This window comes from Brevundimonas sp. AVps31 (genome assembly GCF_058681355.1).
Window position 1 is genome coordinate 3,388,787 of sequence record NZ_CM178736.1, and the last position, 24,176, is coordinate 3,412,962.

Genomic DNA, 24,176 nt, shown 5'->3' on the forward strand with positions numbered 1-24,176 from the left:
CATGAAACAGGCCGCCATCATCGCATTCGCCCTGCTCGCCGCGGGCTGCGCGACCCGGGCTTCGGAACCCGATTTTCTTGCGGAAATGTTCAGCGGCGTACCCGCCGCGCGCTCCGACCGGACCGCCGCCGGCCTGACCGGGCATCCCCTCGGCAGCCAGCAAAACCCGATCCGGGTCCATTTTCCGGCCGGCGAGCGCGCCTATCTGGCGCGTCTTCGCTGCGCCGACCAACGCGCACCGCAGGTCGAGCGGATCGGCAGCTTCGGCATGGGCCCCTATGGCATGATCATCGACGGCTATGACGTCCGCTGTCCGGGTTCGACGCCCGCAACCAGCACACTGTACCTCGACATGTATCATCCGGACCACGTCGAGACCGCCGCGCCGCCGGGGTTCAAGATCATCCCCTGAGCCGTCAGCGCCTGGGAAACACCCGGATCGTGATCCGCTCGCGCTCGCCCTCGCGGCGTTCGACCAGCAGGCGCGCGACCTGACTGTCGTCGTGGAACAGATAGCCCTTGATGGCGTCCAGCAGGGCCTTGGCCAGGTTGTCGAGGTCCATCCACGGCGGATCGCCGATGTGCTCCATGACGATCTCGACGACATAGTCACCGTAGGACGGTCGCGAGTTCCAGTCCTTGCGCATGAACTCATAGACCAGCGGCTTGTAGTATTTGGCCTGGGTGGTCAGGCCGTCGATGGTGATCTCGACCGCCTCGCCGCTCTCACGCGCGCGCACCTTGCCTGTACCGATCCAGCCCGGGGTCATTCATGGGTTCCGCCGCGAGCCTTGCCCGCTCGCCTGCCCGTGCTACACCGCCGCGCATCTTCCCGCCACGCCTGAGAGAGCCGACCGCGATGAGCACCGTCCGCACCGAAACCGACACCTTCGGCCCCATCGAGGTCGCCTCGGACCGCTACTGGGGCGCACAGGCGCAGCGGTCGCTGGGCAATTTCAAAATCGGCTGGGAGAAGCAGCCGCTGCCGATCGTGCGGGCGCTGGGCATCGTCAAGCGCGCCGCCGCCGAGACCAACCGCGACCTCGGCAAGCTGTCGCCGGACCTGGCCGACGCCATCATCGCCGCCGCCAATGAAGTCATCGAAGGCAAGCTCAACGACCACTTCCCGCTGGTCGTCTGGCAGACCGGGTCCGGCACCCAGTCGAACATGAACGCCAACGAGGTCATCTCGAACCGCGCTATCGAGATGATGGGCGGCGAGATGGGGTCGAAAAAGCCGGTCCATCCCAACGACCACGTCAACATGAGCCAGTCGTCCAACGACACCTATCCGACGGCCATGCACGTCGCCTGCGCCGAACAGGTGGTCAACGACCTGCTGCCCGCGCTGAAGCACCTGCATACGGCGCTGAAGGCCAAGTCGGAGGCCTGGGCCCACATCATCAAGATCGGCCGCACCCATACGCAGGACGCCACGCCCCTGACCCTCGGTCAGGAGTTCGGCGGCTATGCCCAGCAGGTCGCCAACGGCATCGAGCGGATCGAACAGACCCTGCCCAAGCTGATGGAACTGGCCCAAGGCGGCACCGCCGTCGGCACCGGCCTGAACGCCCCCGTCGGTTTCGCCGAAAAGGTCGCGGCGCAGATCGCCGGCATCACCGGCCTGCCCTTCACCACCGCCCCGAACAAGTTCGAGGCCCTGGCCGCCCACGACGCCATGGTCTTCAGCCACGGCGCGATCAACACGGTCGCCGCCTCGCTGTTCAAGATCGCCAACGATATCCGCTTCCTCGGCTCCGGCCCGCGTTCGGGCCTCGGCGAGCTGGCCCTGCCGGAGAACGAGCCGGGCTCCTCGATCATGCCAGGCAAGGTCAACCCCACCCAGTCCGAGGCCCTGACCCAGGTCTGCGTCCAGGTGTTCGGCAACCACGCGGCGATCACCTTCGCCGGCTCGCAGGGGCATTTCGAGCTGAACGTCTTCAACCCGGTCATGGCCTACAACTTCCTGCAGTCGGTCCGTCTGGTCGCCGACGCGGCGATCAGCTTCACCGACAACTGCGTCGTCGGCATCGAGCCGCGCGAGGACAACATCAAGCGCGGCCTGGACAACTCGCTGATGCTGGTGACGGCCCTGAACGGCAAGCTCGGCTATGACGCCTGCGCCAAGATCGCCAAGACCGCGCACAAAAACGGCACCACCCTGCGCGAGGAAGCGGTCGGCGGCGGCTATCTGACGAACGAGGAGTTCGACCAGTATGTCCGTCCCGAAAACATGATCTCACCGGGCTGATCGCAACCGTATGGGCCCCATCGTCTTCGCCATCTCCCTCGGCTGCCTGATCTGCCTGATCGGGTTCTGGTTTCGCCGTGAGCGGACGACGGCGGCGGCGGCGAAGGGGGTGCGGGACAGGCTGATCGAGACCTATGGGCTGGACGAGGCCTATGTCTCCGGCGACGACGACAGCTTCGTCGGTCTGTCCATGGCGAAGCGGGAGTTGCTGGTCGGCCGGGTCGAGACGCCGCAGCGCCTGCCCTTCGCGGCCATTCGGGCGGTCGAGGGGCTCAGGGACGGCGCGGTCATGGTCCGCACGGCCCGTGACGGCGTCCCGCCTCCGCCCGCCGATCCCGAAGCCCTGCCGCCGCATATGATCCGCTCGCTGGGTCTGCGGATCACGGTGGACGCGCCGGAGCCGGGCGACCACGTCATCCTGTTCGCCAATGGCGGCAAACAGGGACTGGACCCGCAGAACCTCTACCTGCGCCAGCAGGCCGCGCTGGCGGAAGCCTGGTACAGGAAGGTGGCCGTGGCGATGCGGGACGACGCCTAGCGCTTGTCGCGGATCGTTCGCCCGACCGGGGCCAGCGCCAGCTTGGCCAGCTCCAGATCCTTCAGGGCGAAGGGGATGCCGATGATGGTCACGAACTCGGCCACGGCGATGACCAGGTGCGACAGGGCGATGTACCAGCCCGCGAAGACGAACCAGATCACGTTCAGAATGACGCCGACCCCGCCCGTGACGGGGTTCAGATCGTCCTGCCAGACCACTTCGCGGCCGAACGGCCAGAAGCTGTAGCTGGCCATGCGCCAGGCCGCGAAGGTCCACGGCAGGCCGACGACGGTCAGGGCCAGGATCGCCCCGCCCAGCAGCCAGAGCAGGCCGGAAATCCAGCCGCCGAAGAAGAACCACAGGACGTTGAGAATGAGACGGATCATGTCCTCAACATAGGCAAAGGCCCCGCCTGTGTAAGCGGGGCCTTCATGAATTCGCGGACAGGCGAGAGCGGCCGCCTAGTGCGGCTTTTCGGTCCAGCGCGACTTGGCTTCGTCCTTGGTGATGTTCAGATGGACGTGCTCATCGACGCGTTCGACCCAGCTGACCGGGATCATGTGGTGCTTGAACCCGCCGGCCAGGTCGAGCTTGGCCAGTTCGATCTGGTCGCCGACGACGTGATCGACGCGGCCGACATGTTCGCCGTCCGAACCGACGACTTCGAGGTGTTCGCGGATTTGCGAGGCGTCTACCATGGGAATCTCCTCAGGCTTTGGGGGGTGTGGAAAGCCAACCGCCCGGCACGCGTCGGGTTGCATCACGGAGGTCGTCATGGGCGAGGTCGTGAACCTGAACCGGTTCCGGAAGGATCGGGCCAAGGTCGAGGCGAAGGACGCGGCGACCGCGAACCGCGTCACCCACGGGCGCAGCAAGGCCGAAAAGACCAAAACGGCCAAGGAACGCGCGCACGCCGAAAAGCTTCTGGATGGATCGAAGCTGGAGGACTGAGATGGGCGGCTATGCCCCTCACACACGGCAAGGGTTGATCGCCCTGATCGCCATGCGCCGGATCAAGGCCGAGTCGATGCGACGTGCGAAACTGGCGGCGGCCAGCACGCCGGCCGATGCGGAAGCCCTGGTCGAGGCGGATCGCAAGCAGAAGAAGACCGGCTGGTTCCGGCGCTAGGCTTTCGGCGCCCGGATCAGCAGGGCCTGCCCCGACAGCACCAGCAGCAGGCCGACGAGAGCCAGCCAGCCGAAGCGCGCGCCCTCGAACAGGACAGACACCAACATGGCGATCGGCGGCGTCAGGGCCGAGATATAGCTGGCCATCGCATAGCCGATGGTGCGGGCGATGGTGAAGTAGAGCCCGAAGGCGATCACCGATCCGAACAGCGACAGATAGAGCAGTGAGCCGATGTAGGCCGGGGTCGGGGCGAGGCTGAACTCCACCCCGGTCGCCAGCCCGTAGATCGCCAGCAGCGCCGTCCCGTAGGCCATGGCCCAGGCGGTCGAAGGGATGGCGGCCGAGCCCTTCTGCTGGCCCTTCCAGGCAAAGAAATTGCCGAAGGCCGACGCCGTGGTGGCGATCAGGGCCAGACCGACGCCGATGGCGGCGCGCTGGTCAAAGCCCGCGCCCAGAACCTCGCCGCCTGACAGGACGGCGACCCCGGCGATCCCCAGCAGCGCGCCCCCCCACGAGGCCGCGGCGGCCTTCTGCCCGCCCATCAGGCGGAACAGGACCAGGTTGATGAAGGTCAGGGAGGCGAAGGTCACGGCGACGATGGCCGAGGCGACATGGCCTTCCGCCGCATAGGTGAAGCTGTAGCTGATCGAGAAGGCGAACACCCCCTGCCCCAGCGCGGCCAGATGCTGGGCGCGGGTCAGCTTCAGGGGCAGGCGCGCGATCAGGCAGCCCAGAAACAGCACGATGGCGGCCAGGCCGAAGCGCCACACGATGGACGCCAGGGCGGGCACGGTCCCGAGTTGCAGGGTGATCGCGTACCAGGTCGTCCCCCAGATCATCGCGCAGACGATCACCCCGCCGATGCCCAGCAGGGTCGTGCGGGACAGGCGCGGACGGGCGACGGGCGCTTCTGTGGGGGTGGTCATCCCGCGGGAATGCCCGTGCCCGGTGAAGCGCACAAGCGCGGTTGTCCCGCATCCCGCACAAGGCGGCCTTATACGTCCGGAAACCGCCTCAGGCGCGCAGTTTCAGCCCCTGCCGGACCTCGTGGGGAATCGCGTGATAGGTCCCGGCCGGACGGATTTTCAGGCGCGCACGGGCCTCATCGAGAGGCCGGGCGAACAGGGCCTCGTAATCCAGTCCCGGCAGCCAACGCGCAGCCTTGCCGTTCCGGTAGGCCTGCCACACCGCCTTGCGGGCCGGGACGGCGCGGTTCTCGCGCCGGATTTCACGCGCGGCGCCCCAGCCGATGAAGGCGAAGCCGATATTGCGGGTCTGGGCATAGGAGAAGGCGACCACACAGGCTTCGCCCAAGGCGTCCGTCTCGTAGCCGGTCAGCACATGCCAGACGTCGTGCACGTCCCGCAGGCGCCGTGAATACCAGATGATCGGGTGTTCGGCGTCGGCCAGCGGCGCCACCTTGCGCGCCTCGTCGGCCAGGCCTTCGGCGGTGAAGCCGCGGCTCTCCCGGAACTCGCGGTAGGCGGCGCCCACCGTCCCGGGACCAAACCGGCCCAGCCACTCCGGATCGTCCAGCCGGTGCGCCAGCTCGTCGCGCAAAAAGGCCTGACGACCGCCCTCCATGCTCTGGAGCATCCGGTTATAGCCCTTGCCGAGAGAGCGGCCGGACAGGGCGCGCATGATCTCGAACACCTGCGCGGTGTCTTCCTTGTTTTTCACCAGCCGGCGAAAAGCGCGAAGGGCGCTTAACGGCTCGAGGCGTTGCGGCTTCAGCGGCACGAATTCCGCGAACTCGCCGGAAGTGGCGACAGTCATGGGCGATCCCCTGGACGACGCACACATCTTATCGCGAACTGATCCGCTCAGGAATGGCGACAGCGCCGCAGCCTGTCGCGCCGCGAGGCGTTAGGGGTGGCTGAGTTGTTCGGAGACCGTCCCATGCGCCGCGCCATCCTGTTGTCCCTGCTGCCGCTGGCCCTCGCGGCCTGCGCGCCCACGCCATCGCCCGCCCCCGGGGAGCCCACGCAGATGGGACACGGCATGACCGTGGTGACCGCGACCGTGACCTATCGAGAGCGGATCCGGCTGACGCCCGGCCATGTGCTGACGGTGACCGTCGAAGACGTCACCCGGGCCGATGCGCCTGCGCTGATTCTGGGCGAGCACAGGGAGACCCTCGACGGGCGCGCGCCACCTTACCGGGCGACGGTGGGCTTCCCGTCCAGCCTGATCGATCAACGCCACACCTATATCGTCCGGGGCGAGATCCATGATCCGTCCGGCGCGCTGCGCTTCACCACCGACACGCGCCACACGGTCCTGACCAACGGCGCCCCGGCCGGCGCTGACATCGTTCTGGTCGCCGGTCGCTGATCAGCCTACGAAGGCAGGATGCTGAAGAAGCGCTCCGTCTCCCTGTCCGGGCACGCCACCTCGGTGGCGCTAGAGGCTGAATTCTGGGCCGTTCTGGACGGGGTCGGCGCGGAAATGGGCCTTTCGCATGCGGGGCTGATGAAGCGGATCGACCAGACGCGCGGGCGCACCCCGCTGGCCTCGGCCTGCCGCCTGCTGGCCCTGGCCTGGGCGGGGGGCGATCACAGCTTCGCGGATCAGGGTTCGACGGATTGACAGTCGAAATGGCGAGCGCATGGTCAGGGTCTCTTCATGGAGCCCCGCCGTGGCCGTCACCTTTGACAAATCCCTGCTTCCCGCCGCCGTTTTCGGCGGCCTGATCGCCATCGGCATGATCGGCGGGGGCGCGCTGATCGGGTCCGGCGTCGTCAATGCCCAGGTGGGCAACCGGCAGGTGACGGTGCGCGGCGTGGCCGAGCGCAACGTCGTCGCCGACCTGGCCGTCCTGACGCTCAGCTTCAAGGCCGCGAACGATGACCTGCCGACCGCTCAGGCGCAGATTGATCGCGATCTGGCGATCGTGCGCAGCTTTCTGCGCCAGCAAGGCTATCCCGACGCCACCGTCTCTATAGGGCGGATGCAGGTGACCGACACCAAGGCGCGGGAGTATGGCTCATCCGACAACACCATCCGCTACATCGTCAGCCAGAGCGTGGTCGTCCGAACAAATGACGTACAGCGCGTCGCGACCACGGAGCGGTCGCTGAACAATCTGGTGCGTCAGGGCGTGCAACTGGATTTTGCGGCGCCGAACTACGTCTTCACCAAACTGAATGACGTCCGCCCGTCCATGATCGCGGAAGCCACCGCCTCGGCGCGGTCGGGCGCCGAGCAGTTCGCCAAGGATTCTGGCGCACCGCTCGGCCCCATCCGGCAGGCGACCCAAGGCTCCTTCGAAATTCTCGCACGCGAGGACATCGACACGGAATCCACCTCGCTGAACAAGCGCGTCCGCGTGGTGGCGACGGTCACCTACCAGTTGCGCTGATCAGCCCGCGGGCTGCCCACCGGGCAAGGCGGGCGGCTCGACCGGCGGAGGCGTCGGCAGATCCGGCATCCTGGGCGCGTCCGGCAGATTGACGTCGATATCGACGTCGGTCGCCTTAGGCGTCTCGATCGGTCCGCCCCGCATCAGCAGGACTGCGGCGATGATGATCACCACCACGACCAGACCGCCGATCAGGAAGCCCAGGAAGCCGCCGCCCCCGCTGCGTTGCGGAGGGTTGTTGATCGTCGTGTGATGCACGACTTCCGGCCGGTCACCCGGCCGTTCCGGCGGCGGTACGTTCGGATCGGTCATCTAGTTGGCCGCCGGCGCCGAAACCTCGGGCACGCTGATGTCGACATCTACCTTCTTGGTGTCGCCGCCGGGCATGCCGCCACGGAAGACGAAGAAGGCGATGACGACCACGACGACCAGCAGGCCGCCGACAATGAATGCGAGGCCCGAATTGCCGCCGCCGCTGCTGTTGGTGTTCTCGGCCATGTTCTGACCCTCCTGTTATGGACCCTGTCCCGGGGCAAGGAACGGAGGCGTTGCCGTAAGGGTTCCGGACAGGTGTCGCGTCGAGGCTGACAAATTCCTCCGGTCTCCTTATGTTCTCCCCGGTCCATGACTGATTCAGCCCCTCCCCGCATTTCCGATCTCGCCCGCTCGCGCGGCCCCGGCGGCATCGCGCCCTCTGGCGCGACCGATTATCTGTCCGGCCTGAACCCCGAGCAGCGTGAGGCTGTGGAAACCACCGAAGGCCCGGTGCTTGTGCTGGCGGGCGCCGGCACGGGGAAAACGCGTGTGCTGACCACCCGGCTGGCGCACATTCTGGCGACAGGCCGCGCCAAGCCCTGGGAACTGCTGGTCGTCACCTTCACCAACAAGGCCGCGCGCGAGATGCGCGAACGCATCACCCATCTGATCGGCCCGTCGTCAGAAGGATTGCGCTGGCTGGGCACCTTCCACTCGGTGGCGGCGCAAATCCTGCGCCGACATGCGGAGCTGGTCGGGCTGAAGTCGAGCTTCAGCATCCTGGACACCGACGACCAGGAGCGGGTGTGCAAGCAATTGCTGGAGGCCGCAGGGCTCGACACGAAGCGCTGGACGCCGAAGTCGCTGAACAATCTGATCGACCACTGGAAGAACCGCGGCTGGACACCCGACAAGCTGCCGCCCAGCGAGGACTTCGCCAACGGCAAGGGCCATGCCCTCTACGCCGCCTATCAGGCGCGACTGGCCAGTCTGAACGCCTGCGACTTCGGCGACCTGCTGCTGCACAACCTGACGATCCTGTCCCAGCATGTGGATATCGCTGAGGAATATCGCCGTCGCTTCCGTTACATTCTGGTCGATGAGTATCAGGATACGAACGTGGCCCAGTATCTGTGGCTGCGCCTGCTGACCGCCTCGACCGGCAATGTCTGCTGCGTGGGCGACGACGACCAGTCGATCTATGGCTGGCGTGGGGCCGAGGTGGACAACATCCTGCGCTTCGAGAAGGACTTCCCCGGGGCCAAGATCGTCAAGCTGGAGCGCAACTACCGCTCGACCAGCCACATCCTGGGCGCCGCGTCGGGCCTGATCGCCGCCAACCGCAGCCGTCTGGGCAAGACGCTGTGGACCGAGGACAAGACCGGCGACAAGGTTCGCGTGCGGGGTGTCTGGGACGGCGAGGCCGAGGCCCGGCTGATCGCCGACGAGATCGAAACCGCCCGCAAGGCCGGCGTCTCCTACAAGGACATGGCGGTGCTGGTGCGCGCCTCGTTCCAGATGCGGGCGTTCGAGGAACGGTTCGTCATGTTGGCCGTGCCCTACACCGTCATCGGCGGGCCGCGCTTCTTCGAGCGGGCCGAAATCCGCGACGCCCATGCCTATCTGCGCCTGATCCTGTCCGAAGAGGACGATCTGGCCTTCGAGCGGATCGTCAATGTGCCCAAGCGCGGCCTGGGTGACACCAGCGTGCAGAAGGTGCTGCAGATCGCGCGGGAAAACGGCGTCCCGGCCATGGCGGCGGTGCGCCACCTGATCGGCACGGACGAGCTTCAGGCCCGGACGCGTACGGCCTTCTCCAACTTCGTCCGCGACATCGACCGCTGGCGCGCCCTGGCCCAGACCACGACCCACTGGGAGCTGACCGAGGCCGTTCTGGAAGAGAGCGGCTACACCGACATGCAGAAGGCGGACCGGGCGACCGGCCAGACCCGGCTCGACAACCTGAAAGAGCTGACGCAATCGATGCAGCAGTTCGACACCCTGACGGCCTATCTGGAGCACGTCTCGCTGGTGATGGATCTGGACCGGGGCGAGAGCGCGGAGTCGGTGCAGATCATGACCCTGCACGGGGCCAAGGGGCTGGAGTTCCCGCTGGTCTTCCTGCCCGGCTGGGAGGAAGGCGTCTTCCCCAGCCAGCGCAGCATCGACGAGAAGGGCGAGAAGGGTCTCGAGGAGGAGCGCCGGCTGGCCTACGTCGGCGTCACGCGGGGCAAGGCGGATGTGCGCATCTCCTTCGCCGCCAACCGGCTGGTCTATGGCCGCTGGACCTCGCAACTGCCGAGCCGCTTCGTCGATGAGCTGCCGATCGACCACGTCGAGGCCGAGTCCGACACCGGCTACTACGGCGTCTCGTCCGGCATGAAGGAAGCGAAGTCCCGCTGGGATGAGATGCCCAGCTTCGGCAGCGGCTACTCCTCCCCGGGCTGGAAACGCGCCCAGACCTTCACGGCCTCGAAGACGCCGGCGGCCCGTCCCGCACGCCATACGATCATCGAGGGCGAAGGCCGTCTGGTCGCCACCGCTGACCCGAAGGCCGGATCAGGCTGGTCGAAGGGCGACCGCGTCTTCCACCAGAAGTTCGGCTACGGCGCCGTGAAAGCGATTGAAGGCAACAAGCTGGTCGTCGCCTTCGAGAAGGCGGGCGAGAAGAAGGTGATTGATACGTTTGTGGAGAAGGCTTGATGCGCGCGGGTCTGCCGGCGTTCCTCCTGACCTTCGCCGGCCTGCTCTTCTTCGCCTCGGCGGCCGCGGCCGCGTGCGAGCGCTATCCCACGGTCGCCGAGGAGTTTGCCGCGGCGGACTATGTCTTCGTCGCGGAGGTGACGGCGGGACGGATGGACCGGACGCCCGCGGATCCCGAAGGTTTTGACGGTGTCGAGTACACCGTCCGGCCGCTGAAGGTCTTCAAGGGGGAGCCGCCCTCGGACCTGCTGCTCTATAGCGAGAACAGCACCGGCCGCTTCCCGATGGCGGTCACGGGTTGGTATCTGGTTTTCGTGGGACCGCCATACGGCGTGGGCTTCGCCGAGCCGCCCCGCATCGAGCGCGCCGTCAGCAACTGTGGCCATTCGCTGGAGCTGAACTCGGTTCCGCTGGCGCTGCAGGCCTACCCTGCTGAACTGAGCCTCGGTCAGATTCTCGCGCTGGCGCCGGGGCTCAACGAACTGGTCGAGCGCGCCGAAGGCTGCGTCCATTTCGCGGGCGAGGAGCCCTATGACGACGCGCGCCGCGCCGACATCGAGCAAGCCCTGACCGAGCTGCGCTGCGATACTTTGGCCAAGGACGCCGCCTTCGAGCGAGCGCGTTTCGAAGGAGCCCCGGAAGCACAGGCGCGGCTGGACCAGGCCATGGACGGCTGGTCGGAGCCCTAGTCGTCAATCGTGATCGCGATCATCGCCGATTGCGCGCATGGCGACTGGCCGCTCGGCGATTTACCGGCGAGAACAGGCGTCGCCTGTCAATCCGGATGACCCGCCGATGATGAACCGCCGCTCCCTCCTCGCCGCCTCCGTCGCCCTTGCGGCCCTGCCCGCGCTGCCCGTCCTGGCGCGCAGCAGCCCTGCGGGCTTCGTGCGGCGCGAGGGGACGGCGCTGGTTCTGGACGGAAAGCCGTACCGGTTCGTAGGCTCGAACCTCTGGTATGCGGCCTGGATCGGGCATGAGGCGCGGCTGGGGCGTGAGCTGGACGCCTTGGCGGCTGACGGCGTCACCAACCTGCGCATCGCCGCCTCGGCCGAGCATTCGCCGCTGAAGAACTCGGTGCGCCCGGCCTTCCACGACCAGGCGGACGAATACAATGAAGCCCTGCTGACCGGGCTGGATCACGCCATGGCCGAGATCGGCAAGCGCGGCATGAAGGCGGTGCTGTATCTGACCAATTTCTGGGAATGGTCGGGCGGCATGGCCACATACCTGCTGTGGACCAACGGCGGCCACTACATCGACATGGGCGATCCGGCCCATCCCTGGCCCGAGTTCCCGGACTTCGTCTCCGGCTTCTACCGCAGCCCTTCGGCCATCGAACGCTATCACGCCCACGTTCGCCGCATCGTCGGCCGGGTGAACACCGTGACCGGCAAACCCTATGCCGAAGACCCCGCCATCATGGCCTGGCAGCTGGCGAATGAACCGCGCCCGGGCGGCACTGTGCCGGTCGTGGACCGCACCCTGCCGGAGTTCCATGGCTGGATCGCCTCCACCGCGCGCCTGATCAAATCCATCGCGCCGAACCATCTGGTGTCGACCGGCGGTGAAGGGCTGAAGGGCTCGATGGAGCGGCCGGAACTGGTGCTGTCGTCCCAGGCGGACGACGCCATCGACTACCACACCGCCCACGTCTGGCCCGGCAACTGGAGCTGGCTGGACCGCGCCGACATGGCCGGCACCCACGCCCGCGCCCTGGCTCTGTCGGCCGAGTATGTGCAGCAACACGTCGATCTGGCGAAACAGGCAGGCAAGCCGCTGGTGGTCGAGGAGTTCGGCTATCCCCGCAACGGCGACGTCTACAGTCTGAACGCCCCCACATCCATGCGGGACGAGCTGTACGCCACGATCCAGGACGCCGTGATCACCAGCGCCCGCGAAGGCGGTCCGCTGGTCGGCTCAAACTTCTGGGCGTGGAACGGCGAAGGCCGGGCCCAGCACGAGGACTTCCGGTTCAGGTCGGGCGACACGGCCTTCGTCGGCGATCCGCCGCACGAGCCGCAGGGCTGGTACGGCGTGTTCGATGCGGACGCCTCGACCCGGGCGGTGATCCGGTCGCGGGCGGCGGCGCTGGCGGCGATCTAGGGTTTCGCCCTCGCGCCGGTCGAAGGAACGACCACGACCGGCGGCGGCGCGGGACACTCGATCCGGGAGCAGAGCTGACGCCTCATCTCAGCCTCCATGATCGGGTTGAACCGCTCCACCATCTCGCCTGACTGTCGGCTGAGCGTCACGGTCTTGGCCATGACCGAGCGCCCGAGCGGGCTGTCGTAGAAGGCGACGAGGTGCTCGAGCTCTTCAAGCGTGAACGCGGCGGCGTACTGCTCGACATAGGCCTCCATCATCTGCGGCATCACATTGCCGAAGCCTTCCAGCACCGCTTCGCGAACGATCGGGATCTTGTCCGGCGGGATCCGGCTGTCGTTCAGCATGGGAGCGACCATCGACTCCATCATGGTGTTCATGAGCTTCTCCATCTGACTGATTTCGAAGAAGCGACGGACCAGAGCCTCCCGGGCGGCCATGTCCGAATCCTGAACTGCGGCGACGGGCGGGGAAACGGTCACCGCGGCGGCAGGCGCCCCACCGGCGAGAATGATCGCCGCAGCCGCACCGGCGAAAATGAACCTGACCATCGTATGTCCCCCGTTTGATCCCTCTTCCTAACCGGCTTGTTCGCGCGACGGAACAAGCGTCTCCCATGCGCCGACCGCCATCAGCACCCCGGTTGATCCGGCGGCGAGCAGCAGCGGCGTCAGCAGGGGCGAGAAGACGGCCAGACCGCCGAGCGCCGCCAGTCCGACGACGCGCGACCGGGGCCAACTGCCCCAGACCGCGAACGCCGCCACCGCCGTGCCCGCCAGAAACAGGGCCGGCCCGCCCAGCAAAACCCAGCCCGCCGCCGCCCCGATGTGACCGGCGGGATGGACCAGCACCATCTCGTCTCCGACGGCGGTGACGACGATCCCGGCCACCACCGGAATGGGCGCATAGGTATAGGCGGCGCGCGCGAGGGCTCCGGCGTTCCCCGCGCCGGCGATCACCTCTGACGCCGCCTCGTGCTTGGCGCTGAAGAACAGCCACCACATGGCGATGGTCCCGAGGAAGGCGCTGATGAAGGCGCCGACCGTGGTCGGGGTCCAGGCCAGTTCGGCGAAGGTCGCGCCGGTGATGATGATCGACTCGCCCAGACAGATGATGACGAACAGGCCGACCCGTTCGGCGATGTGGGCGCCCTCGACATCCCAGTCGCGGGTGCTGCCGTTGCCGAGGCCCGGCACCCAGAAGGTGCTGATGGGTCCGAGGAACTCCAGCGTCAGCGCCAGGGCCCAGATCAGCAGGCGCGTCTGGCCGTCCGCCAGTCCACCCCAGATCCAGATCGCGCCCCCGACGGTCGCCCAGACGACGATGCGCTGGAAATTCAGCTTCAGGACCGGATCGCCCCGGACGGCGCGCAGGGTGAACAGGCCGCGCCCCACCTGAAGCACCGCGAAGGCGACGGCGAAGACCAGGCCCTTCTCACCGAAAGCGTCCGGCAGGGAGGTCGACAGCACCAGTCCGGCCCCCATCAGGCCGAACAGCATGATCCGCACCAGGGGGCGTTCCGGGTCAAGCCAGTTGGTGATCCAGCTGGTGTCGATCCACGCCCACCACACCGCGCCCAGCAGGATCGCCGCCTGCAGCGCGCCTAGCCAGCTGAGGTGGACCAGCAGGCTATGGCTGATCTGGGTGATGGCGAAGACGAAGACGAGGTCGAAGAACAGTTCAACGAAGCCCACCCGCGCATGATGCCCGTCCCGCCGTCTCATCAGCGCGCCGACCATTTTCCCAACCCTTCGTTAAGCCTGAACGCCGACCCTGTATCCGTGCGCGAGTCCCGTCCAGCCATGCCTGCGACCGACCCGTCTCCTGCCTGGTGGGAGACGGCGCTTTGCGTCGGCCTGATCGCCATGCTGACGGGCGCCCTGATCGGGCCGGTGTTCGCGCCCCTGCAGCAGGAGACGCCGCTGCTGCGTCTGGTCTGGCTGCCCGCCTATGCGGTGATCGCGGGCCTGCTGATCTACCGGATGGACCGGGTGTGGCGCGCCTGGCCGGCGGCCCTTCTGGTGGCGATGCTGGTCGGGCTGTGCTTCGCCTCGAAATACTGGTCGCTGGACTATCACACCACCAGTCGCCGGGTGATCGCGCTGGCGATCAGCGGGGTCTTCGCCCTTTACCTCGGCGCGGCCTTTCGGGGGGCACATCTGCCGCGCCTGCTGATGATCTCCAGCCTGATCATGGCGGTCGGCAGTCTGGTGATGGTGTTCGCCTTCCCGTCTATCGGCGTCCACCATGACGTCAACGCGGGCCTGTGGCGCGGCCTCTGGTACGAGAAGAACCAGATGGGGGCGGTGATGGTCATCGGGGCGACGGCCGCCGCGGCCTGTCTCGCCTCCCCCGATCCACGCCGCCTGTTGCCCGCGATTTCCCTTGCCCTGTCCAGCGGCCTGGTGCTGGCGACCCAGTCCAAGACCTCCCTGCTCTGCCTTGTGCTGGGCGTCGGCGTGGTCGGCGGCTTCTGGGCCCTGCGCAAAGGCGGTGCGGCCTTCGCCGTGGTGGCGATCTGGACCGCCGTCGTCGTGGCGGGCCTGGGGCTCTGGATCTGGGAGACGCATTCGGTCGAGGTTCTGGAGGCGTTGGGCAAGGATCCCTCGCTGACCGGCCGGACCGACATCTGGGCCAGTCTCATGCGCCGCGTGGCCGAGCGCCCTTGGACCGGCTACGGCTACGGCGCTTTCTGGGGCCGGATCGGCGAGAGCCCGCCCGCCGACTGGGTGCGCAAGGAAACCGGCTGGATCGTGCCGTCGGCGCACAACGGCTGGATCGACCTGCTGGTGCAACTGGGCTGGCCGGGCGCGATTCTGGTCGGCGGCCAGTTGGCCCTGACCTTCGTCATCACCCTGTTCCGTAGCGGGGGCGCGGGCCTGCGCGAGGGTTGGTGGGCGCTGGGCTTCCTCGCCAGCTTCTTCATGCTCAGCCTGTCGGAATCGATCCTGCTGACTCATCAGAGCCTGCCGTTCGTCCTGTTCATGGCCGTGATCACGCGCGCCTTCCTGCCGTCGTCCACAGCGCAGGCGGTCCCGCTTGCTCCAAAGCCCCGTCGGGCCTACCAGACCGGCTCCCGAATCGCCGCACAATCGTTGAATGGCCAACTCCGCCGACCTCCTTTCGCTGTTCGATGACGAGCCGACGCTGCCGCGTCCGGCCGAACCCGTCGCCGTGCCCGCCGTCGAACCCGCCCCGACACCCGCGGCCGTCACGCCCGTGACGCCGCCGGAGCCTGCGCCCACGCCGGCGCCCAGACCCGCCGATGTGCCCTCGCCGGCCGCCGTGTCCGCCGCCGCCACCGGCTACTCCGCCTCGTCCATCGAGGTGCTTGAGGGGCTGGAGCCCGTCCGCAAACGCCCTGGCATGTATATCGGCGGCACCGACGAGCGGGCGCTGCACCATCTGTTCGCCGAAGTCCTCGATAACGCGATGGACGAGGCCGTGGCCCGCCACGCCAAGATCATCAAGGTCGACCTGGACGCCGACGGCTTCCTGTCGGTCTACGACGACGGTCGGGGCATCCCGGTCGATCCGCACCCCAAACACCCGGGCAAGTCGGCGCTGGAAGTCGTCATGACCGTGCTGCACTCCGGCGGCAAATTCTCGGGCAAGGCCTATGAGACCTCGGGCGGCCTCCACGGCGTCGGCGTCTCGGTCGTCAACGCCCTGTCCGACCATCTGGACGTCACTGTCTGGCGCGACGGCTTCGAGTGGAAGCAGTCCTTCTCCAAGGGGCTGGTGCTGGGTCCGATCCAGCAGGTGCAGCCGTCGAAGAAGCGCGGCACCCTGATCCGCTTCCACCCGGACGAGGAAATCTTCGGCGTCGGCGCAGCCTTCAAGCCCGCCCGCCTGTTCCGGATGGCCCGGTCCAAGGCCTATCTGTTCCGCGGCGTCGAGATCAAATGGACCTGTGCGGCGGAGCGGATCACCGACGCCACCCCGACCAGCGCCCTCCTGCACTTCCCCGGCGGTCTGGCGGATGCGCTGGCCGAACGGATCGGCGAACTGGACACCGTCACCCCGGCCTTCGCCGGCCGTGTCGAGCGCAAGGGCGAGGCCGGCGCGGTCGAATGGGCCGTGACCTGGTCCCCCATCGGCTTCGGGGAGGCCGACGGCTTTGTCAGTTCCTACTGCAACACCGTCTCCACGCCCGACGGCGGCACGCACGAAGCGGGCTTCCGCGCGGCTCTGGTCAAGGGCCTGAAGGCCTATGGCGAGCTGACGAACGAGAAGCGCGCGGGCCTTATCACGGCGGAAGACGTCATCGCCAACGCCGGCGCCATGATTTCGGTCTTCATCCGCAACCCCGAGTTCCAGGGCCAGACCAAGGACCGCCTGTCGTCCCCGGAAGGCGCGCGACTGGTCGAGCAACTGCTGCGTGACCCGCTGGACCACTGGCTGACCGAAAGTCCCAAACAGGCCAACACCCTGCTCGGCTTCGTCATCGAGCGGGCCGAGGACCGGCTGAAGCGCCGCAAGGACAAGGAAGTCCAGCGCGCCGCCGCGACCCGCAAGCTGCGCCTGCCGGGCAAGCTCAGCGACTGCAGCCGCCAGTCGGCGCAGGGCACCGAGCTGTTCATCGTCGAGGGCGACTCGGCCGGCGGCTCGGCCAAACAGGCGCGCGACCGCACGACCCAGGCCATCCTGCCCCTGCGCGGCAAGATCCTGAACGTCGCCTCGGCCACCGCCGACAAGCTGCGGGCCAACGTCGAACTGTCCGATCTGGCTCTGGCGCTGGGCGTGCAGCCGGGCAACCGGTTCAACATTGATGACCTGCGCTACGAGCGGATCGTCATCATGACCGACGCCGACGTGGACGGCGCCCACATCGCGGCCCTGCTGATCACCTTCTTCTATCGTTCGATGCCTGACGCGATCCGTCAGGGCCGCCTGTTCATGGCCCTGCCGCCGCTCTACCGGATCTCGGCCGGCCCCCTGTCGGAATACGCCCGGGACGACGCCCACCGCGACGAGCTTCTGGCCACCGTGTTCAAGGGCAAGAAGACCGAGATCGGCCGGTTCAAGGGGTTGGGCGAGATGATGGCCTCCCAGCTCAAGGAGACCACCATGGATCCGAAGAAGCGCACGCTGGCGCGGGTCGAACTGCCCGAGGACGAAACCGAGATCGAGGATCTGGTCGAGCGCCTGATGGGCAAGAAGGCCGAGGCCCGCTACCAGTTCATCCAGGACAACGCCCGCTTCGCGGTGGCCGACCTGGACGTCTGACCGCGACCGGTCCCGACATGACCCGGGGCAAGGCCATCGAGGCGGTCGCCCCGGGATCTGTTACGGACAGACTGACGGTGCGCCATAGTGATCGACCATGCCTCGCACGCCGCGTCTGGTAATCTGGAGCGCGGTCAGCCGGTCGAACTCGCAGTCCGGCATATCCGCCGCCTCGGCATAGCCCAAGGCCCTCGCGATCAGAGGCACGGTATTGCTGTGACCGACCACCAGCACGACGGCGCTACGGGGCAGCGCGCGGATGCGGGCGACGACAGCCTCCACATGCGCTGCAACGCCGTCATCAAACCCGATGACTTCCGGCGTCAGCGCGGCATATTGCGCCAACGGCTCTGCGGTTTCGTGCGTCCGGCGCAGCGGCGTGGTGATGATGTAGCGTGGCCTCGCATTGGCGACGGCCAGCATCAGCATTGTCGCCCTCTGGCGTCCGGCTTCCGACAGCGTGGGATCCGACCCGCCGCCTTCCGCCTTTTCGGCATGACGCACCAGAATCACTGTCTGCGCCGTAGCAGCGGTCGCGGTGAAGACAGCGATCATCGTGATCGCGAGCAGCAGGCGTTTCATGGTGTTTCCCCGTGTCCGGGAAGAATGCTCGCGCCCGCCCGGCCTGTCGAGCGCTAGTGCTCGGCCCAGTCGCCTGAAGGCTCGACGAAGGCGCGTTCGCCGCTGACGTCGGCGTAGGTCATGCACAGATCCTCGAACACCCGGTTCCACGCGAAGCGCTCGACGGCCCTCTGGCGCGCGGCGGCGCCCAGGGCTTCGATGTCACGCGCGAACAGGGCCTCGATGGCCTCGGCATAGACGCCGGGCTCGGCCGCGGTCGCCAGCTGACCGACGGAGTGGTCGACCGTCTCCTTGACGCCGCCGGCATCGACGCCGACCACCGGACGGCCGCAGGCCATGGCCTCCAGCACGATCAGGCCGAAAGGCTCCTTGTCGTTGGCGTGCACGAAGGCGTCGCAGGAGGCGATGATCTTGGCCACGGCCTTGGGGTTGGCCTCATAGGGCAGCGAGATCACCCGATCCTCGGCGGGCAGCCCCTGCCCGGCTCCGACCAGCACCAGATGATACGGGTCGCCCAGCTTCTGGACGGCCTCGATTAGCACATCGATGTTCTTCTCGCGCGCCGGACGCCCCGCGAAGCACAAGAGGCGCGCGGACGCGGGCAGGTTCAGCTTCTTCAGCAGCCAGTCGCGATCGCGGCGATCCGGGCGGAAGGTGTTGATCTCCACGCCCAGCGGCTGGATGACGATATCCTTGATGCCCGCCTCTTCGAGACGGCGGGCGATATAGCGGCTGGGCGAGACCACGCGGTCGAACTGGCCGAACAGGCGGGCCCAGCGTTTCTCGACCGGCTTCTTGGCCCATTCGCCGAAATGCAGCGCCGCCAGACCCGCGGGATCCGAGTGGCAGAAGCCGACGACCGGACAGCCGGCGCGCTGCCCGGCCTCCAGGGCGCCCTGCCCCGGTGTATAAGGGTCGCCCGCCTCAATGATGGACGGGTTCAAGGACGCGACCCAGGCCGCCCAGCGGCGCACCGAGGTCGGCCAGCGATAGCCGTCGCCGAACGGAAGCTTGGTGGCGTGAAGCTGGATGATCCCGTCATCGCCCGCCTTGTGGTGCGCCCCCGGCACGACCAGGGAATGCGCGACGCCCGGGCGGTTCTCCTCAAGCCACGCCTTCTTGGACAGCAGGTACCGCTTCACCCCGCCCGACTTGGGCGCATAGAGCATGGTGGTGTCGACCAGACGGGGCCGTCCGTCCTCGCCCGCGCGCTTGGTCGCCTTCAGCGTGTCGGAGACTTCCTCGTCCCAGCCCGGGATCAGGCGCAGTTCGCCTTCCTGGACTTCCAGCCCCGCCAGATTCATCAGTTCCCGCTCCGTGGCGCTTATGTTGGCATTGCCAACGCGCTGGACCCGTTTCTGGATGCGACGGGCTTTGCGAACCCGGGACATATGCGACTTCACCATGGTTCGGCCCGTAGACCTGCTCGCGGTGAAGCTCAAGCGTCCTCTGCGGGCCGGGGATTGTCCGGGATCGGAACACCCCGGCGGCTCAGCGCCTCCCGCAGCAGAATCTCGAGCTCGGCATTGACCGAACGCAGCTCGGCGGCGGCCAATTTCTCGACCGCCGCCATCACGCCCGGGGACGCACGCATCAGGAAGGGTTTCCGGGGTTTGCCCGCCATGATCAGCCGTACAGGGTTCCGGTGTTCACGACCGGCTGGGCCTCGCGGTCGGCGCAGAGCACGACCAGCAGGTTGGAGACCATGGCCGCCTTGCGGTCTTCATCCAGATCGACCACGCCGCGCTCGCCCAGGTCGGTCAGGGCCGCCTCGACCATGCCCACGGCGCCTTTCACAATCAGGCGGCGAGCGGCCAGAACCGCCTCGGCCTGCTGGCGCTTCAGCATCGCGCCGGCGATTTCCGGCGCATAGGCCAGGTGGGCCAGACGCGCCTCGTCGATGGCGACCCCCGCCACCTTGACCCGCCCGACCAGCTCGTCCCGCAGGCGGGCGGCCACGTCCTCGGCGTCCGAACGCAGCGTCATCTCCGGCGCGGCGTCTTCTTCGCCATGGTCATAGGCGTAGTGGGAGGTGATGTCGCGCAGGGCGGTGTCCACCTGGATGTTCACAAAGGCCTGGTAGTCGTCGACGTCGAACAGGGCCTGGGCCGAGTCCTCGACGCGCCAGACCACGTTGGCGGCGATCTCGATCGGGCTCCCGCGCTTGTCGTTCACCTTCAGCTTGTCACTGGTCAGATTGCGGACGCGCAGGCTGATCTTCTTGCGGCTGTACCAGGGCAGGACCCAGCGAAGTCCCGTCTTGCGGTCGGTGCCGCGGTAGTCGCCGAACAGCAGGATGGCCGACCCTTCGTTGGGCTGCAGCGAATAGAGGCCGCACATCAGCAGCAGGCCGAATGTCGCCAAAGTGATTCCGCTGATCAGGAAGACAAGGTTTTCGGGATCTTGCGCGATAAGAACGGGACCGCCGATGACCAGAAGCAGGCCGATCAGCAGGACCAGGACCCCGTTGGCCGTGGCCGCCGGGCGTTCAGTGGATTTCGAATGAGTGGTGTCGGTCATGAGCCCCTCCGTTGTCGATACGAAAGTGATATCACTTTGATGTCGGATTTGGCAATAGCCACGCTTCCCTGTCGGGAAACCGGACCGCCTTCGGCCTTGCATTCGCCTCAAATTCGAGAAACTTGAGGCAGTCTGGTACGGTCCCTGTTAGAGGACCACCGGCGTCTATGGCGTCTCGTCCACAGGGGTTTTTCTCGAATGCGTATTCTGCTTGCGACCGCGGTGGCGATCGCTCCCCTGATGGCCGCTTCCGGCGCGATGGCCGAGGTCGTCATCAGCACGGCCCGCACCACCCCGATTACAACCGCGAATGCGACAGGCACGGGTCCGGACTCCATCCGCCTGGCCAATGGCGGGGGCGTTGTCGTCACCAGCGGCGCCGCCGTCACCGTGAACTCCAGCCACAATTTCGAGTCGACCGTCGGCGCGGGCATCACCATGAGTGAATCGGCCAGCGGCTCGACGGCGCTGCTGATCCAGGGCGGCAACACCTCCAACATCACCCTCGCCGGCTCGATAACAGCCAGCGACGACATCGATCCGGAGGACGATCTCGACACCGATAATGACGGCACCGCCGACGGACCGTTCGCAAACGGCACGGATCGTGCGGGCATTCGTCTGGTCGGCGCCACGCCTCTGACCGGAAACATCATTCTGCAGGATACGGCCTCGGTCTCCGTTGACGGCAACGAGTCCTACGGCATCCTTCTCGGCGCCGGACTGAACGGGAAGCTTGTTTCCCAGGCCAACATCACGGTGATCGGCAACAACAGCTACGGCATCCGCACGACCGGCGACGTGACCGGCACGGTTCAGGTCACCGGCAACATCACGGTCCGCGGCGAAAACAGCAGCGCCGTCTCCGTCGCCGGCGACGTCGGCGGTCGCCTGACCCTTTCCGGCGCCATCACGAGCACGGGATATCGCTATACCCAGTCGCCGGGCACGCGCCCCGAGGGGTATGTCGAAACGACGGAGAACGACGCTTCGGTCATCTTCCTCGACGAACTGGACGCGAGCGACCTGCTGCAAGGTGGCCCCACCGTCCAGATCGCCGGCAACATCAGCGGCGGCATCGTGCTGGACGTCGCGCCGGCCTACGCCGACGGCATCGAAGGCGATACCGACGGCGACAGCATCAAGAACGGCGACGAGGACGACGACGGCGACGGCATCAAGAACCGCGACGACACTGACCGGGACGGCGATGGACTGCTGGATACCAGCGAAGGCAATTCGACGATCAACAGCTACGGTTCAGCCGCGGCCTTGGCGGTCGGTTCGGCGACCCAGTCGATCACGGTCGCCAATGCCGGCACGGGCGCCGAGGCCTACGGCCTGATCAATCGCGGGGCGATCACGGGCCAGGGAATCTATAAAGAAGTCGACGCGAACGCCGTGGTGATCGGCGGCAACGCCGGCCAGACCGCCAACATCGGTGGCGGTCTGCGCAACGACGGCACCATCGCCGCCCTCGCCATTGATGGCAACGCCACGGCCGTGCGCTTCGGCCAGGGCGCCATCGGCACGGAACTGCTGAACACCGGCGGGATCACGGCCGCAGCATCCTCGGATGTCGAGGTGGACGTCACTGCCATCCGGATCGACGCGGGCGCGTCCCTGACGACGCTGACCAACAGCGGCACCATCCTGGCCTCGGCCGGGGGCGGCGTCGCCGACCTGGTCGCGATCCAGGACCTCAGCGGTACGCTGACCACCATCAATAACACCCGGTCGATCCAGGCCAGCCTGTCGCCGAACGCGGACGGTGACGCGATCACCGGCACGACCACGGCCATCGACGTCAGCGCCAACACCACCGGCGTGACCGTGCTCCAGACCGGCGTCGCCGGCACCGCGACCGCGACCGATCCCGATACGGACGGCGACGGCGTCCTTGATTCGCGCGAGCCGACGATCGTCGGCGACATTCGCCTGGGGTCCGGCGCCGATACGCTGGATATCCGCAATGGTCTCGTGCAGGGCGCCATCGCGTTCGGCGCCGGCGCCGACACCCTGAGCATCACCGGCGGGGCGGAGGTGCGCGGCGCCCTGTCGGACAGCGACGGCAATCTGGCCATCAACGTCGCCAACGGGCTTCTGGAAACCCGCCAGAACACCGCCCTGAACGCCACCAGCCTTGACGTCGGCGCCGCCGGTCGGCTGGTCATCACGGTCGATCCGGTCGCCGACAGCTCGGGCGTCATCAACGTCTCCGGGGCCGCCAATCTGGCGACCGGCGCCCAGCTCGGCGTGCGCTTCAACTCTCTGCTCGACGCCCCTGCCCGCTTTGACCTGATCACCGCCGGCACGCTGAACGCCGGGACGTTGAACACGGACTTCCAGGCGAGCTCGCCCTACCTCTACGTCGTCAACGGCGGTATCGATGCGGCGAACAACACGGTCTACGCCGACGTGCGCCAGCGCACGACGCAGGAAGCCGGCCTGATCTCGGTCGAGGCGTCGATGTACGACGCCTTCTACAGCTCGCTCAGCCGCGACGCCGACATGCGTGCGGCCTTCCTGTCGCAGCTGGGTCGCGACGAGTTCATCAACCTGTACGAACAACTGCTGCCCGATCACTCGGGTGGTCCGCTGTTGTCGCTGTCCTCGGGCGTCGATGCCGTGACCCGCGCCCTGACCGGCCGTAACGCCTCGGCCGCGCCGGGCGAGACCAGCGCCTGGGTGCAGGAGATCAACTTCTACGCCGACAAGGAAAAGACCGACTCCTACGGCTTCCGCTCGGAAGGCTTCGGCGTCGCCGGCGGCGTGGAGCGGGGCACGGGCCTCGGCGCCGTGGGTCTGTCCGTCGCCTTCACCTCCTCGGACCTGACCGACCCGGAAGCCGAGGCGGAAGAAGTCCTGTCCGCCAACCTTCTGGAGCTGGGTCTCTACTGGCGCGCCCAGGGCCAGTACTGGACGACCTGGGCCCGTGCGGCCGCCGGTTACGCCACCTTCGAATCGGAACGCCGCTTCGTCGGCGCCGGCCTGAACCTCAGCAACAGTTCGAAGTGGAACGGCCTGACGCTGTCGGCCGCCGGCGGCGCGTCGTACGAGCGCAACTTCGGTCGCTTCAGCATCCGCCCCGAAGTCTATGCCGAGTATTTCTCGCTGAACGAGGACGGCCACACCGAAGAGGGCGGCGGCGACGGCTTCGATCTGGATATCGACGACCGTCAGGGCCACCTGTTCTCGGCCACCGCCGCGGTCAACCTCGGCATGTCCATGGGCCAGAACAGCTGGCTCAAGCCGGAACTGCGCCTCGGCTGGCGTCAGAACATCTCGGTCGATCCGGGCGAGACCATTGCCCGCTTCAGCTCGGGCGGTCCGGACTTCGCCCTGTCGCCCGACACCATCGAGGGCGGCGGTCCGATCGTCGGCTTCCGCCTGAACGTCGGCAACGAACTGGGCATGCTGTCGGTCAGCGCCGACGCCGAGATGCTCGACAACTACGTCCGCTACATGCTGTTCCTGCGGGCCAGCTTCCGGTTCTAGGACC

27 protein-coding genes are annotated in these 24,176 nt (G+C 67.3%); 14 read left to right on the top strand and 13 right to left on the bottom strand.

Annotated features, from left to right (window positions below):
- The first annotated feature begins 1 nt into the window (after position 1).
- Entirely contained in the window at positions 2 to 412 is a 411-nt protein-coding gene (locus ACW174_RS16645; protein ID WP_492015473.1) for a hypothetical protein, read from the top strand.
- Between the two features lie 4 nt (positions 413 to 416).
- On the opposite strand, the gene ACW174_RS16650 is transcribed toward ACW174_RS16645, so the two are convergent.
- Entirely contained in the window at positions 417 to 770 is a 354-nt protein-coding gene (locus ACW174_RS16650) for a RusA family crossover junction endodeoxyribonuclease (protein WP_492015474.1), read from the bottom strand.
- An 89-nt stretch (positions 771 to 859) separates the two neighbouring features.
- Between ACW174_RS16650 and fumC the strand changes: the two genes are divergently transcribed.
- A complete protein-coding gene (gene fumC / locus ACW174_RS16655; protein ID WP_492015475.1) occupies positions 860 to 2,251 on the top strand; it encodes a class II fumarate hydratase in 1,392 nt (463 codons plus the stop codon).
- Between the two features lie 10 nt (positions 2,252 to 2,261).
- On the top strand, positions 2,262 to 2,789 hold the full coding sequence (locus ACW174_RS16660) for a hypothetical protein (protein WP_492015476.1): 528 nt from the start codon (positions 2,262 to 2,264) through the stop codon (positions 2,787 to 2,789).
- Here ACW174_RS16660 and ACW174_RS16665 read toward each other — a convergent pair.
- Positions 2,786 to 3,175 carry a YccF domain-containing protein gene (locus ACW174_RS16665; protein ID WP_492015477.1) on the bottom strand — a complete coding sequence of 130 codons (390 nt, stop codon included), beginning with the start codon at positions 3,173 to 3,175 and terminating at the stop codon, positions 2,786 to 2,788. The two genes, ACW174_RS16660 and ACW174_RS16665, sit on opposite strands and share 4 nt — an antisense overlap.
- A gap of 75 nt (positions 3,176 to 3,250) precedes the next feature.
- Positions 3,251 to 3,487, bottom strand: coding sequence for a DUF2171 domain-containing protein (locus tag ACW174_RS16670; RefSeq protein WP_492015478.1), 237 nt, complete (start codon positions 3,485 to 3,487; stop codon positions 3,251 to 3,253).
- A 76-nt stretch (positions 3,488 to 3,563) separates the two neighbouring features.
- Between ACW174_RS16670 and ACW174_RS16675 the strand changes: the two genes are divergently transcribed.
- Positions 3,564 to 3,740: a DUF4169 family protein gene (locus ACW174_RS16675; RefSeq protein WP_492015479.1), complete on the top strand. Its 177-nt coding sequence runs from the start codon at positions 3,564 to 3,566 to the stop codon at positions 3,738 to 3,740.
- Between the two features lies 1 nt (position 3,741).
- Positions 3,742 to 3,918, top strand: a complete 177-nt coding sequence (locus ACW174_RS16680) for a hypothetical protein (RefSeq protein WP_492015480.1) — start codon at positions 3,742 to 3,744, stop codon at positions 3,916 to 3,918.
- On the opposite strand, the gene ACW174_RS16685 is transcribed toward ACW174_RS16680, so the two are convergent.
- Complete coding sequence (locus ACW174_RS16685) at positions 3,915 to 4,844, bottom strand: DMT family transporter (RefSeq protein WP_492015481.1); 930 nt, start codon at positions 4,842 to 4,844, stop codon at positions 3,915 to 3,917. The two genes, ACW174_RS16680 and ACW174_RS16685, sit on opposite strands and share 4 nt — an antisense overlap.
- A gap of 88 nt (positions 4,845 to 4,932) precedes the next feature.
- Positions 4,933 to 5,694, bottom strand: coding sequence for a Coq4 family protein (locus tag ACW174_RS16690; RefSeq protein WP_492015482.1), 762 nt, complete (start codon positions 5,692 to 5,694; stop codon positions 4,933 to 4,935).
- A 123-nt stretch (positions 5,695 to 5,817) separates the two neighbouring features.
- On the opposite strand from ACW174_RS16690, the gene ACW174_RS16695 reads away from it, so the two are divergent.
- Genes ACW174_RS16695 through ACW174_RS16705 form a run of 3 tightly spaced genes read left to right on the top strand, consistent with a single transcriptional unit; the run spans position 5,818 to position 7,279 of the window.
- Positions 5,818 to 6,252 carry a YbaY family lipoprotein gene (locus ACW174_RS16695; RefSeq protein ID WP_492015483.1) on the top strand — a complete coding sequence of 145 codons (435 nt, stop codon included), beginning with the start codon at positions 5,818 to 5,820 and terminating at the stop codon, positions 6,250 to 6,252.
- An 18-nt stretch (positions 6,253 to 6,270) separates the two neighbouring features.
- Positions 6,271 to 6,507 (top strand): ribbon-helix-helix domain-containing protein, encoded by a 237-nt coding sequence (locus ACW174_RS16700; RefSeq protein WP_492015484.1) that lies wholly within the window; start codon positions 6,271 to 6,273, stop codon positions 6,505 to 6,507.
- Between the two features lie 49 nt (positions 6,508 to 6,556).
- Positions 6,557 to 7,279 (top strand): SIMPL domain-containing protein, encoded by a 723-nt coding sequence (locus ACW174_RS16705; protein WP_492015485.1) that lies wholly within the window; start codon positions 6,557 to 6,559, stop codon positions 7,277 to 7,279.
- On the opposite strand, the gene ACW174_RS16710 is transcribed toward ACW174_RS16705, so the two are convergent.
- Both ACW174_RS16710 and ACW174_RS16715 read right to left on the bottom strand, forming a co-directional pair.
- On the bottom strand, positions 7,280 to 7,591 hold the full coding sequence (locus tag ACW174_RS16710) for a hypothetical protein (protein ID WP_492015486.1): 312 nt from the start codon (positions 7,589 to 7,591) through the stop codon (positions 7,280 to 7,282). It abuts the gene before it with no gap.
- Positions 7,592 to 7,777 (bottom strand): hypothetical protein, encoded by a 186-nt coding sequence (locus ACW174_RS16715; protein WP_492015487.1) that lies wholly within the window; start codon positions 7,775 to 7,777, stop codon positions 7,592 to 7,594.
- A gap of 126 nt (positions 7,778 to 7,903) precedes the next feature.
- On the opposite strand from ACW174_RS16715, the gene ACW174_RS16720 reads away from it, so the two are divergent.
- The 3 genes from ACW174_RS16720 (at position 7,904) to ACW174_RS16730 (ending at position 12,343) form a co-directional block, all read left to right on the top strand.
- The gene (locus ACW174_RS16720) at positions 7,904 to 10,237 is read left to right on the top strand and encodes an ATP-dependent helicase (RefSeq protein WP_492015488.1); all 2,334 of its coding nucleotides are present in this window, start codon (positions 7,904 to 7,906) and stop codon (positions 10,235 to 10,237) included.
- Positions 10,237 to 10,926 (top strand): hypothetical protein, encoded by a 690-nt coding sequence (locus tag ACW174_RS16725; protein ID WP_492015489.1) that lies wholly within the window; start codon positions 10,237 to 10,239, stop codon positions 10,924 to 10,926. The genes ACW174_RS16720 and ACW174_RS16725 overlap by 1 nt, the downstream gene beginning before the upstream one ends.
- Positions 10,927 to 11,032: 106 nt before the next feature.
- Positions 11,033 to 12,343 (top strand): glycoside hydrolase 5 family protein, encoded by a 1,311-nt coding sequence (locus ACW174_RS16730; RefSeq protein ID WP_492015490.1) that lies wholly within the window; start codon positions 11,033 to 11,035, stop codon positions 12,341 to 12,343.
- Here the strand turns inward: ACW174_RS16730 and ACW174_RS16735 are convergent.
- Together ACW174_RS16735 and ACW174_RS16740 are read right to left on the bottom strand one after the other, a co-directional pair.
- Positions 12,340 to 12,894 carry a DUF2059 domain-containing protein gene (locus ACW174_RS16735; RefSeq protein ID WP_492015491.1) on the bottom strand — a complete coding sequence of 185 codons (555 nt, stop codon included), beginning with the start codon at positions 12,892 to 12,894 and terminating at the stop codon, positions 12,340 to 12,342. The two genes, ACW174_RS16730 and ACW174_RS16735, sit on opposite strands and share 4 nt — an antisense overlap.
- Before the next feature lie 27 nt (positions 12,895 to 12,921).
- Complete coding sequence (locus tag ACW174_RS16740; RefSeq protein WP_492015492.1) at positions 12,922 to 14,067, bottom strand: low temperature requirement protein A; 1,146 nt, start codon at positions 14,065 to 14,067, stop codon at positions 12,922 to 12,924.
- A gap of 78 nt (positions 14,068 to 14,145) precedes the next feature.
- On the opposite strand from ACW174_RS16740, the gene ACW174_RS16745 reads away from it, so the two are divergent.
- Positions 14,146 to 15,480, top strand: coding sequence for an O-antigen ligase family protein (locus ACW174_RS16745; RefSeq protein WP_492015493.1), 1,335 nt, complete (start codon positions 14,146 to 14,148; stop codon positions 15,478 to 15,480).
- Complete coding sequence (parE, locus tag ACW174_RS16750; RefSeq protein WP_492015494.1) at positions 15,443 to 17,572, top strand: DNA topoisomerase IV subunit B; 2,130 nt, start codon at positions 15,443 to 15,445, stop codon at positions 17,570 to 17,572. The genes ACW174_RS16745 and parE overlap by 38 nt, the downstream gene beginning before the upstream one ends.
- 60 nt (positions 17,573 to 17,632) lie before the next feature.
- Here parE and ACW174_RS16755 read toward each other — a convergent pair whose 3' ends face one another.
- The 4 genes from ACW174_RS16755 to ACW174_RS16770 form a co-directional block, all read right to left on the bottom strand.
- The gene (locus ACW174_RS16755) at positions 17,633 to 18,154 is read right to left on the bottom strand and encodes a SixA phosphatase family protein (protein WP_492015495.1); all 522 of its coding nucleotides are present in this window, start codon (positions 18,152 to 18,154) and stop codon (positions 17,633 to 17,635) included.
- 53 nt (positions 18,155 to 18,207) lie between these two features.
- Positions 18,208 to 19,458: a glycosyltransferase gene (locus ACW174_RS16760; protein ID WP_492017306.1), complete on the bottom strand. Its 1,251-nt coding sequence runs from the start codon at positions 19,456 to 19,458 to the stop codon at positions 18,208 to 18,210.
- 134 nt (positions 19,459 to 19,592) lie between these two features.
- The gene (locus ACW174_RS16765) at positions 19,593 to 19,748 is read right to left on the bottom strand and encodes a type II toxin-antitoxin system antitoxin (protein WP_492015496.1); all 156 of its coding nucleotides are present in this window, start codon (positions 19,746 to 19,748) and stop codon (positions 19,593 to 19,595) included.
- A gap of 32 nt (positions 19,749 to 19,780) precedes the next feature.
- On the bottom strand, positions 19,781 to 20,674 hold the full coding sequence (locus tag ACW174_RS16770; RefSeq protein WP_492015497.1) for an SPFH domain-containing protein: 894 nt from the start codon (positions 20,672 to 20,674) through the stop codon (positions 19,781 to 19,783).
- A 198-nt stretch (positions 20,675 to 20,872) separates the two neighbouring features.
- Here ACW174_RS16770 and ACW174_RS16775 point away from each other — a divergent pair, with 198 nt between their 5' ends.
- Entirely contained in the window at positions 20,873 to 24,172 is a 3,300-nt protein-coding gene (locus ACW174_RS16775; protein ID WP_492015498.1) for an autotransporter outer membrane beta-barrel domain-containing protein, read from the top strand.
- Positions 24,173 to 24,176: the final 4 nt, after the last annotated feature.